This window comes from Catenibacterium sp. RTP21428st1_D7_RTP21428_210409 (genome assembly GCF_040227455.1).
Classification (GTDB): domain Bacteria; phylum Bacillota_I; class Bacilli_A; order Erysipelotrichales; family Coprobacillaceae; genus Catenibacterium; species Catenibacterium mitsuoka_A.
Genome location: NZ_JBEHVX010000077.1, coordinates 1 through 11,259, shown reverse-complemented (window position 1 = coordinate 11,259; position 11,259 = coordinate 1). Strand labels below are relative to the sequence as shown.

The 11,259-nt window shown below is 33.8% G+C and carries 9 protein-coding genes; all 9 read right to left on the bottom strand.

Features of this window, described 5'->3' with window-relative positions; genetic code table 11:
- Positions 1–72: 72 nt before the first annotated feature.
- Entirely contained in the window at positions 73–2,331 is a 2,259-nt protein-coding gene (locus tag ABUA27_RS10125) for a U32 family peptidase (RefSeq protein ID WP_349820650.1), read from the bottom strand.
- Positions 2,332–3,024, bottom strand: coding sequence for a 5'-methylthioadenosine/adenosylhomocysteine nucleosidase (locus ABUA27_RS10120; protein ID WP_287845815.1), 693 nt, complete (start codon positions 3,022–3,024; stop codon positions 2,332–2,334).
- A 1-nt stretch (position 3,025) separates the two neighbouring features.
- A complete protein-coding gene (locus ABUA27_RS10115) occupies positions 3,026–3,739 on the bottom strand; it encodes a class I SAM-dependent DNA methyltransferase (protein WP_287845817.1) in 714 nt (237 codons plus the stop codon).
- Positions 3,739–4,083, bottom strand: coding sequence for a ribosome silencing factor (rsfS, locus tag ABUA27_RS10110; protein WP_129981396.1), 345 nt, complete (start codon positions 4,081–4,083; stop codon positions 3,739–3,741). Before rsfS ends, ABUA27_RS10115 begins: the two co-directional genes overlap by 1 nt.
- Positions 4,076–5,176, bottom strand: a complete 1,101-nt coding sequence (locus tag ABUA27_RS10105) for a nicotinate-nucleotide adenylyltransferase (RefSeq protein WP_129981395.1) — start codon at positions 5,174–5,176, stop codon at positions 4,076–4,078. The genes rsfS and ABUA27_RS10105 overlap by 8 nt, the downstream gene beginning before the upstream one ends.
- Positions 5,176–5,460: a ribosome assembly RNA-binding protein YhbY gene (yhbY, locus tag ABUA27_RS10100; protein ID WP_022424384.1), complete on the bottom strand. Its 285-nt coding sequence runs from the start codon at positions 5,458–5,460 to the stop codon at positions 5,176–5,178. Before yhbY ends, ABUA27_RS10105 begins: the two co-directional genes overlap by 1 nt.
- Positions 5,461–5,471: 11 nt before the next feature.
- Positions 5,472–6,560, bottom strand: a complete 1,089-nt coding sequence (gene yqeH / locus ABUA27_RS10095) for a ribosome biogenesis GTPase YqeH (protein ID WP_287845820.1) — start codon at positions 6,558–6,560, stop codon at positions 5,472–5,474.
- A 71-nt stretch (positions 6,561–6,631) separates the two neighbouring features.
- Positions 6,632–9,181, bottom strand: a complete 2,550-nt coding sequence (parC, locus tag ABUA27_RS10090) for a DNA topoisomerase IV subunit A (protein WP_349820649.1) — start codon at positions 9,179–9,181, stop codon at positions 6,632–6,634.
- Between the two features lie 10 nt (positions 9,182–9,191).
- On the bottom strand, positions 9,192–11,123 hold the full coding sequence (gene parE, locus ABUA27_RS10085; RefSeq protein WP_129981391.1) for a DNA topoisomerase IV subunit B: 1,932 nt from the start codon (positions 11,121–11,123) through the stop codon (positions 9,192–9,194).
- Positions 11,124–11,259 lie beyond the last annotated feature (136 nt).

The following is an 11,259-nucleotide window of genomic DNA, read 5'->3' as shown; positions in this document are numbered from 1 at the left end:
CATGAATGATATCGCATCGTTCATCGAGCCCTGAAATCTGTCATTCATCAAGTTTTTCATAAACTTTTGACTCTACCAAGTACGTTTTTTTATGTCTTCTAAAACGGTTACAGTCGCATTTTCATCTTCTGTAGTCAACATAATAAAATATGAAATATTTAGAGATTGATGGTTTTCTACATAGATTGGTTCATTATGTAGTATATGATTACGACATTGATCATCAGTAAAGATATCAAAAGGAACACCTTTTCTATCTACAATCTTATAAGAATGTTTCTTGCACATACCACAATGTGGTACTTTCTTATGGAAATAAGATTGTGAAATGACACAATGTTCACTGATCATATTCTCTGTTTTACCATAGATAGGTAAAATAAGATCAGCATTATAATCCTTCATCTGTTTAATCTGTTTTCTTGTACATTCAAATGATGCAATGACTGGTTCTTTAAATGCATAAGCATCATAATGGTTATAAATATTAAATCCCTGACCAATAATAAGAGGATGCTCTTTTAATAATCTATAGCTTCCAAAGTCATTGACAATTAATGTATTGAATTCTTTCAATAAAGGATTGTGAATGACTTCTTGTATATCTTTATCATGCATAATACGAGGTAGATAAAGATTAGGTACTTTATCATATTTTTTGAAGCATTCTAATGCTTCTTTTAGATCTGCATTATAGTAGTAATATACATGATCATAATCTCTTAAGGCAATTTCTAACTGTTTTATATTAGAAACTACTACATGATACTCAGATACACTTTGTGGAATGACTTTAAGAGGCTGTATTTCTTTAATAGGAGCCTTGTGGTGCTTCTTAAAGGTAAATAATGCATCTAGTTTAGAAAGCGCCTCACGACGCATATTATTGATGATTGTGATAGGTATAAATAATTCACCATATAACTCTACATCAATTTTATTTGCTTCATACACAGTATGACCAAGCTTATTGAGATGATCAATGATATTCTCTTTAGTGGCAGCACGCTTTGATGCTTCTTCAATGATCTGTTCACTTACTACAGATACTTCTTCATCATCACATTTTACAACAAGTGTACAAGGCTTATTAAGAGATGCTTTAAAGGACATATCAATCTTTCGATATTTCTTTTCTTCTTGATATGTTTTCTGCATACGGTTAATTGTATCTACACTGATTGTCTTATTAACAGTTCCACCCTTCACTACATCATCAAACTCAATCTGAACATTCATGCCTGCTTCTGCTTTATTGATGAGCTTATTTTGATAATAAATCTTATTGACAGGTCTTCCTTTATCTATTTCTGTAAAGACAATAGAATCACCCTGTGTTAAATCATTTTTTAGGGCTATAGAGACACGTTTACTACGGTAGTCATATCCTTTAACATAACCTAAGAAAACGCCTTGGTTACCTGAAAATGTCTCATCTACAATTTTATCAGCATGAAATGGATAACCAGATGTATAATGGCGATTAAACATCTGTTTCATATCATTGAAGTTCTCTTTTGTATAGTTAGGTGTATTCTCATAATAATGTTTAATAGCTTTAGAATAAACCTGAGTGACTGCAGCCACATATTCAGGACGCTTCATACGCCCTTCTATCTTTAAAGAAGCAACGCCTGCTTCAATATATTCATTAATATGATCAGATGTACATAAATCCATTGTAGACATGAGATAGCTTGTATCAATCACTTTGCCATCTTCTTCTAAACTATAAGGTAAACGGCATGGCTGTGCACAGGCGCCTCTATTACCACTTCTTCTACCTATCATACTAGACATCAAACACTGTCCAGAATAAGCCACACATAATGCACCATGTGCAAATACTTCTATTTCTAAATCTGTATGAGAGCAGATATATTTAATTTCATCAATGGTATTTTCTCTAGCAAGAACGACTCTTTTAACACCTAGATCTTCAAAATAACGTAATGCCTCTAATGACATCACACTCATCTGAGTAGAAGTATGAAGTTCCATATCAGGATATCTTTCATGAACGAGCTTTAATAAGCCAATATCTTGAATAAGAAGTGCATCTATTTGTAGCTCATATAAACTATCAATTAATGAAAGAACATCTTTCATTTCATCATCTTGATATAGTGTATTAACAGTTACAAATATTCTTACATTTCTTAGATGTGCATACTGTATAGCCTGGTCTAGTTCTTCTAGATTAAAGTTCTTAGCGAAGGCTCGTGCTGAAAAGGCAGTTGTTCCAAGATAAATCGCATTAGCGCCATTCGCAATAGCGCCCTGCAGAGACTCAAAATCACCTGCAGGGGCCAATAATTCAATTCTATTCATTTATACAAGTTTTTGAGCTAAATCATAGCACATACGTGCTGATGACTTTGCAGCTTCCTTAAGATATTGATCAAACTGGATAGAACTGCTGCCTTTATCAAAAATATCACTTAATCCACGTACAATAATAAATGGTTTATTAAAGACTGTACATACCTGAGCTACTGTTGCAGCTTCCATTTCAGAACATAATGCATCAGGGAAGTATTCTTTGATTGCATCAACCTGATCTTTTCTTGCAACAAATTGATCACCAGAGACAATAAGACCACTATATACTGTTAAGCCATTATGTTCAAAGATTTCTTTTGCATAAGAAACGAGTGTCACATCAGCTTCATAGTAAAGAGGCATATCAGGTACTTGTCCATATGGACGTCCAAAAGCAGTGACATCGACATCATGATGCGCTACCTTTTCACTGATGATAACATCTCCGACGTTTTCTTTTAAATCAAGTCCACCTGCGGAACCAACATTGATTACATGATCAATATCAAAGTTCTTTAATAAAAGAGTGGCTGAAATAGCGGCATTGACTTTACCGATACCACCTTGCACGACAACAACTTCTTTTTTTCCTAAGAAGCCTTCATAAAAATGATAATTACATTCTTGGTATTCGTTTTCAACTTTCATCAACGCAAGAATTTCATTCACTTCTTCTTCCATTGCTCCAATAATACCTAACATGTTAATCCCTCACTTTCTTTACTACAAATATAATGCGTTCACACTCTTCCTGGTATTCACCAAAATCACTATAATAAGCAATAGACTTAAAGCCTGCTTTTTTAAGCATTTTGACATACTCATCTACAGGAAGTGTTTTTTGACGATGTGTTTCATCAACATGATGACCATCTTCGTCAATAATAATATGATGGGTAATAACACCTTTGTGATCACTTTCTACATCCCATGAGAAGAAGAAATCTTCATCTTCATTCTTTTCATGATAATCATCTAAGATCACATTACATTTATATAGACTGTTCACATCAAAAATAAATGTTCCATTATATTTTAAACCTTCATAAACATTATTAAAGACATCTTGTACTTTCTTCTTGCTTAAAACATAGTTAATTGCATCTGTTAAACAAAGAATAGTGTCTACAGGCTGAGATAAGGCAAAATCACACATATCAATCATTTCAGTTAGAAGTTCAACACCTTCATCCTTAGCTTTTAAGGCAGTGATGTTTACCATATCTTCAGATAAATCAGTGGCTAGAACCTGATGACCTTCTTTCGCAAGTTCAATAGCAGTTAATCCAGTTCCACATCCTAGTTCTAATATTGTTTTAAGATTAGCATGTTCATGAATGAATTTTAAATATTCAGAATAGAAGTCTGGGTCCATTAAAGAATCATAATAATAAGAAAACTCTTTATAGGCAGCCATTATGCAAGATACTCCTTGATATCAATAGTAGGCATATCACTCCATAACTTCTCTAAGTTATATTCTTTACGTGCTTCTTCAGAGAAGATATGACAGATTACATCACCTGCATCAATAAGAATCCATTCCGCATTACCACGGCCTTCTATGCTCTTGATTTCAAAACCGTTCTTTTCGCACTGGTCAACTACATTATCCTGAATCGCATTTAATAAACGTTTATTAGATGCAGTACATAAAATAAATGTGTCATATAAAGGAGAGGCGTTCTCCATATTGATTGCCACAATATCCTGGGCTAATTTATCGTCCATTGCTTTCACAATACATTCTACTTTAGTCATTATTAACTCCTTTTACATATTTATCATAAACTTCAAAGAAACATGGGTCGATTGGACGATGCTTCTTTGTGGAAAATTCATAAAAATCAGTCAGACAGTTTCTAAATCCTGCTTCAATATCATGTTTACATAGAGTAATCTGTTCTGATGAATCATAACCTCTTAAAGGGTCTAACTTATCAGCACAATATAAACACATTCCAAGAAGGCTCATAGATGTAGAAGCTGTTGTATGATCTTCAATGGCTTTTAAGATTTCTTCATCACTGATAAGAAATTCATTCTCACATACATAACGTGAGAGCCATTGATGCCAGATAGGTTCAGGCTGATCTAAATGAGAAGCATAATGCTTCTTCATTAATTTTTTAGCCTGATCATGAGGCATTTCTTTTGCAACATCATGCATCATACCGGCAATATAGCCTTTGAGAGGATCAATGCCATTGCTTTTACAGAAATCTCTTGTGAGAGAAGCGACACTTAGAGTATGCTTATAGCGTTTTTCCTTCATTCTATTTCTAATCATTGTATCAAGATATAAGCCATTTTGAGAAATATATCTAAGCACATCTTTATCAAGCATATCTAATGCCCCTTCTTTAATTTCTGTGCTAGATGCTGTGATTTCTACATTATCCATCTTAACAAAGTGATATGTCTCTAAATTAGGATGAGCTGTAGGATAACCACCTCTATTAAAGGCGACTAGCTGGACTAATTCTGATATTTCTTTAGCTTCTTTCCATTTTTCAAACGCCATAGCCTGATCCATACCCATTAAATAATATAAATTATCATTAGGATACATTTCTTTTAATGCATGAATCGTATCAATTGTATAATTCTTTTCATCACTTGTAGAATCAAGTTCAATAGTACAAACCCTCATTTTTGGTTCCTGGTGAATCGCAATCTCTATCATTTCTTTACGCTTATCGCCAGGGGCATTCTGTTTATCCTTCCAAGGGTTGTTTTTAGTAGGAATGAAGTAAAATGAATCAAGAGAAAGCAAAGATAAAGCTTCCTTTGCAATCTCTATATGCCCTTTATGGATAGGATCAAAACTACCACCAAGTAATCCAATATTCATTAGATCTTATAAATACCTTTTTCACTTGATTTATAGAAAACAATTGTATGTCCAATAATATGAACAACATCTGCTTTAGTACCCATTGAGATTTCTAAAGCTACTTCATTCACTGTTTCAGGGCAAGTATCTAATAACTTCACTTTAATAAGTTCTTTAGCCTTTAATGCATCATTGATGCTGTTGATCTGTTTTTCTCCTACACCATCTTTACCAACCTGAAAAATTGGCTTTAAGCTATGTGCTTCGCTTCTTAAAAATTTCTTCTGTTTACTATTTAACATTCATATATCCTCTAAATTAAACTTTCTCTCATAAATACATCAATACCTTCAGGTACATAAACCTTGATTTTACCCTTAGGTGCATGAATACATATAAATCCTAAACCAGAAATCACAATATCACGCTTTTCTTCTGGTAAAGTGAATTCATAAGCCTTCATTTCTTTCATTGATGAAGCACGTCCATAAACCTGTAACTGCTTATGTCTATCAAACAATTCATCTGCTTTTCCAGTCTTTGTACGATGAATCTGCATATTTCTAGAGAAGTAGCAGATGAAGTTTCCTTTATCTCCCTTTGTATAATCAATTCTTGCAAGACCGCTAAAGAAGATTGACTGATCATCATTCAACTGGTATATCATTGGCTTTACTTCGCCCTGAGGCATAATATAAGCCAAATCCTTTTCATCTACAACAGATGTGTACTGATGTTCATTCATGATACCTGGAGTATCATATAAAGATGAATGATCATCAAGAGGAATCTTGATTAAATCAAGAGTGGTACCAGGGAATTCACTTGTAGTAATAAGATTAGATGCATCTGAATAGTTCTTCAACATACGGTTGATAAATGTAGACTTACCAACATTAGTAATACCTACAACATATACATCACGGCCGTGACGGTATTCATCAATCTTATCAAAGATTTCATCAAAGTTCATATTCTTCTTACCACTTGTAATAACTACATCAAGAGGCTTGATACCGTATTCCTTGAACTGTCTTCTTACCCATGTATTAAGTCTATGTTCCTTTAAAGACTTAGGTAAGATATCTCTCTTATTCGCTAGTACAAGTACATCATTATATCCAATATGACGCATAAGACCAGGCACAAGAGAACCATTAAAGTCAAATAAGTCAACGATATAAACAACTAAACAATCTTTTTCTCCTACAGTCTGTAAAACATGTAAGAAATCATCTTTAGTTAAATGAGATTCCATCTTCTGATGATAATGCATTAATTTATAACATCTCTGACAAAGAATCTTTTCCTTGCTTAAAGCAGATTCTGGCACATAGCCAGGCTTTTTTGTATCAGCGCTTTGAATGATGGCGCCACATCCATAACATCTTATTTCTGTCATATATACCTTCCTTTTCTTAGGTCATTTTACACTATTTTTAGTCAATTACATAGAGCTAGCAAGGATATTTCCTACTTTTCATCAAGATAATCATCCATTGAAATGAATTCAAACTCAGTATCAGGGTCCCCTTCCATTTCATCAAAGAGATTTGGATCTTTAATTGTAAGATCTACTTTATTTTCTTCTAATTTCTTTTGTACATGTTCTTCAATAATCATAGAACGAGTGAGATGTACATCATCAATAAAGTCAAATGGACATTGTTTTAAAGTATTGGCCTTAGCACTTAGTGCACCAAAGCTAATATCTTTAGATACAATCTTCATTGTTTCTGTACCACTCTTAACTATAAATTCATTCTGTGGATTAGATATGAATCCAGTAAAGATTTTAGTTGGTTTAGTCTTTAATGACTTAAATAGTAATGTTCCTTTTGTTGCACGATGACATGCTGGAATATCACTGATATGTATACGTTTGAAATGTGTTGGGTTTAAAATAAGTAATAAAGAAGAGACAACTGAAGGATCAAAGACACACATAAAGGCCACTTCATCATCACGCATATTAATACCCTTTACACCACCTGCTTTTACACCTAATACAGATATTTCATCTTCACTATATAAAGTACCATATCCTGCTTTAGTGACAGTAATAATACCCTTTGTTCCATCACTGATATCAACACTCACTAATTCATCATTGTCTTTCAAGTTCATACACTTTAATGGCTTAGAGAAGCGGCTGACATTAAAGTCTTTTATACTTACGCGTTTAATTTGTCCATTCTTACTTGATAAGACAACATACTGGTCTAAATCGAATGATTTCACAAGAATATTACCAATAATCTTCTCATCATTACTTAATTTAATTAAATAACTTAGATGTTTGCCTAGATCCTTCCACTTGAAGTCTTCTAACTTATAAACAGGGACAAAACAATAGTTACCCTTGTTAGTAAATGAAAGAATAACATCGAGTGTATTGGCTTCAAATAGGTCAACAAGCATATCCGTATCTTTCTTACCAAATGTATTTTCATCAGATGCTTTATAAGAACGTGTAGAAATCTTTTTGAAATATCCGTCACGTGTAATAGAAACATATACATCTTCAGAAATAATCATTGCCTGCTGATTGACAGATGTATCCATGATTTCATCTTTGATTTCAGTGAGACGAGGTGTTGGATACTTCTTCTTAATCTCTTTTAACTCATTTATAATTACTTTTCTTAATACTTTTTCACTATTTAAAATCGCATTTAAGCTTTCAATAAGAGCCTGTAATTCTTTTTGTTCATTTTCTAAGGATACAATATCAGTATTTGTCAAACGATAAAGCTGTAAAGTTACAATGGCTTCAGCCTGTCTTTCAGTAAAGCCAAAAGCATTCATTAAATTCACTTTTGCATCTGACTTATCTTTAGATGCACGAATTGTTTTTACAACTTCATCTAGAATAGAAATAGCTTTAATAAGCCCTTCTACAATATGTTCACGTTCCTGTGCTTTATTAAGATCAAAAATAGAACGCTTAGTAACGACTTCACATTCATGCTTGATATATCCATCAAGAATATCTTCAATACCCATAAGTACTGGACGCTTATCTTTGATTGCAGTCATATTATAGTTATAGTTCTTCTGCAAATCTGTATTTTTAAAGAAGTAGTTTAATGTATTTCTTGCATCAACATCTTTCTTTAAATCTACTGCAATACATAATCCATTACGGTCAGATTCATCTCTGACTTCAATGATTCCATCAATATCACGATTAAACTGAATTTCAGCCATTTTTCTTACAAGTTCAGCTTTATTCACTTCATAAGGAATTTCTGTAATAAGAATCTGATTGATATTCTTCTGTTCAACAATTTTATAACGTGAACGGACAACAACCTTTCCACGACCAGTTCTTAAGGCTGTCGCAATATCACTTGCACCTTCAACTATAGCACCTGTTGGAAAATCAGGCCCTTTAATAAATTGATGAAGATCATCAAATGAACAATGAGGATGTTTAATACGGTAAATAGTAGCATCAATCACTTCCTCTAAATTATGAGGAGGAATATCAGTGGCATAACCAGCTGAAATACCTGTGGCCCCATTGACTAATAGGTTTGGATACTTAGCCGGGAATACAGTTGGTTCATATTCTGTATCATCGAAGTTAAGTGCCATCGGCACTGTTTCTTTATCTATATCTTTAATTAAATCTAACGCAATTGGTGCTAATCGTGCTTCAGTATAACGCATGGCAGCAGCCGGGTCATTATCAATAGACCCGTTATTACCCTGCATATCTACTAAAGGCATACGCATCTTCCAGTCCTGTGATAAACGGACCATCGCTTCATAAACAGAAAAATCACCATGAGGATGATAATTACCAATAACTGTACCAACAGTCTTAGCTGACTTACGATATGGCTTAGTAGGAAGATTTCCTTCCTTCCACATAGCATATAAAATTCTTCTTTGTACTGGTTTTAATCCATCTCTTACATCAGGTAATGCACGATCCTGGATAATATATTTAGAATAACGTCCAAAGCGGTCACCCATGATATCCTCTAAGGACATAATAATATTTTTTTCTGTCATGTTTGATCACCTATCCTTCCATAAAGAAGCTATCTTCTAATGAGAACTGTACATTGTTTTCAATCCATTCACGTCTAGGCTGTACCTTATCACCCATTAATACAGAGACACTTCTTTCTACAATTGCTGCATCATCAATAGTAACCTGAATAAGAGTACGAGTTTCAGGGTTCATAGTTGTTTCCCATAATTGTTCTGCATTCATTTCACCAAGACCTTTGTAACGCTGTACATCATAGCCTCTTCCCATTTTCTTACGAGCGGCTTCTAAATCCTTTTCATCCCAGCAATAAATAACATTATCTTTTTTGCCAGACTTCTTAGAAACCTTATAAAGAGGTGGCATGGCAATATAAACCTTACCTGCTTTAATCAAACCACGCATATAACGATAGAAGAATGTAAGCAATAAGATCTGGATATGTGCCCCATCAGTATCGGCATCGGTCATGATGATAATCTTATCATAAGCACTATCATCCGCATTAAAATCAGCACCTACACCCGCATTTATTGTATTAATCATTGTACTGATTTCTTCATTCTTTAAAATATCTGCCTGTGTGGCTTTTTCTGTATTAATAACTTTACCACGAAGTGGAAGAATAGCCTGAAACTTACGGTCTCTTCCCTGTTTTGCACTACCTCCGGCAGAATCACCTTCGACAAGATATAATTCATTCTTACGCTTATTTTTGGATTGTGCAGGTGCTAACTTACCACTTAAGAATTTTGCTTCACGGTTATTCTTACCTTTTCTTGCCTGCTCCTTAGCTTTACGTGCTGCCTGTCTTGCATTAGCTGCCTTGATCATCTTTTCAATCAGTTTCTCTGCAATATCTTTATTTTCTTCTAAGAAATAAGTAATACGTTCAAAAGTTACATTTTCTAGAATATTACGGGCAATAGGAGAACCAAGCTTAGATTTAGTCTGTCCTTCAAACTGAAGATACTTTTCTGGAATCTTAACAGAAATAATTGCATTCAATCCTTCACGTACATCACTACCTTCAAGATTCTTATCTTTTGCCTTTAATAAAGCATATTTTCTTGCATATTCATTAAATACTTTAGTTAAACCAGAACGGAATCCTACTTCATGTGTACCTCCATCTCCAGTACGTACTAAGTTAACAAACGAAATAATATTTTCCTGATAACTTTGTGTAAACTGCATCGCAATTTCTACTTCTATTTCATTATTAGTATCATCAAAAGAGATAATAGGTGAAACAGCTTCTTTATCATTATTGATCCAGTCAATAAATTCTTCTAAGCCTTTTTCATACTGATATGTTTCATCTTTATCAGTACGTTCATCAATAAGTTCTATTGTCATTCCCTTTAATAAGAATGCATCTTCACGGAGTCGTTCACTAATTGTCTGGAAACTAAATGTTGTGGTAGAGAAAATAGATGCATCAGGCTTAAAATGAATAATAGTACCTGTTTTATTAGTTTTTCCTACTTTTTTTAACTTTCCAATTTTTGTAGCACCATTTTCAAAGCGCTGTGTGTGAATCACACCATCACGATGGACAGTCACCTCTAAGAATTCACTTAACGCATTGACGACAGAAGAACCTACACCGTGCAAGCCTCCTGAAGTTTTATAACCACCATCTTCAGAGAATTTACCACCTGCATGTAATACAGTAAGAATAACTTCTGTAGTTGGCTTTCCTGTTTCTTTATTAATACCTGTTGGCATACCACGGCCTTCATCTTCGACCGTCACGCTATCGTCTTTATGTAATGTAACTGTGATCTTCTTACCATAACCAGCAATGGCTTCATCAATAGAGTTATCAACAATTTCCCATACAAGGTGGTGTAAACCACGAGAATCAGTTGAACCAATGTACATTCCTGGTCTTTTTCTTACGGCTTCTAGCCCCTTTAATATTTGAATATCGGATTCATCATAATGTGTATTTGACATGAGCATACCTCCTCAACTTGACCAGTATAACACAAAAAGGTTTTTTTAGGAAAGTTTGATTTTTTTGAATACCCACAAACCACAGGTCAGTGAAAATTAAATTTCATAAACACCGATTAAACGGCGTTCATGAAGC

Coding starts and splice junctions, on each gene's coding strand:
- ABUA27_RS10125 (WP_349820650.1), bottom strand. CDS start 2,331: ATGAATAGAATTGAATTATTGGCCCCTGCAGGTGATTTTGAGTCTCTG.
- ABUA27_RS10120 (WP_287845815.1), bottom strand. CDS start 3,024: ATGTTAGGTATTATTGGAGCAATGGAAGAAGAAGTGAATGAAATTCTT.
- ABUA27_RS10115 (WP_287845817.1), bottom strand. CDS start 3,739: ATGGCTGCCTATAAAGAGTTTTCTTATTATTATGATTCTTTAATGGAC.
- rsfS (WP_129981396.1), bottom strand. CDS start 4,083: ATGACTAAAGTAGAATGTATTGTGAAAGCAATGGACGATAAATTAGCC.
- ABUA27_RS10105 (WP_129981395.1), bottom strand. CDS start 5,176: ATGAATATTGGATTACTTGGTGGTAGTTTTGATCCTATCCATAAAGGG.
- yhbY (WP_022424384.1), bottom strand. CDS start 5,460: ATGTTAAATAGTAAACAGAAGAAATTTTTAAGAAGCGAAGCACATAGC.
- yqeH (WP_287845820.1), bottom strand. CDS start 6,560: ATGACAGAAATAAGATGTTATGGATGTGGCGCCATCATTCAAAGCGCT.
- parC (WP_349820649.1), bottom strand. CDS start 9,181: ATGACAGAAAAAAATATTATTATGTCCTTAGAGGATATCATGGGTGAC.
- parE (WP_129981391.1), bottom strand. CDS start 11,123: ATGTCAAATACACATTATGATGAATCCGATATTCAAATATTAAAGGGG.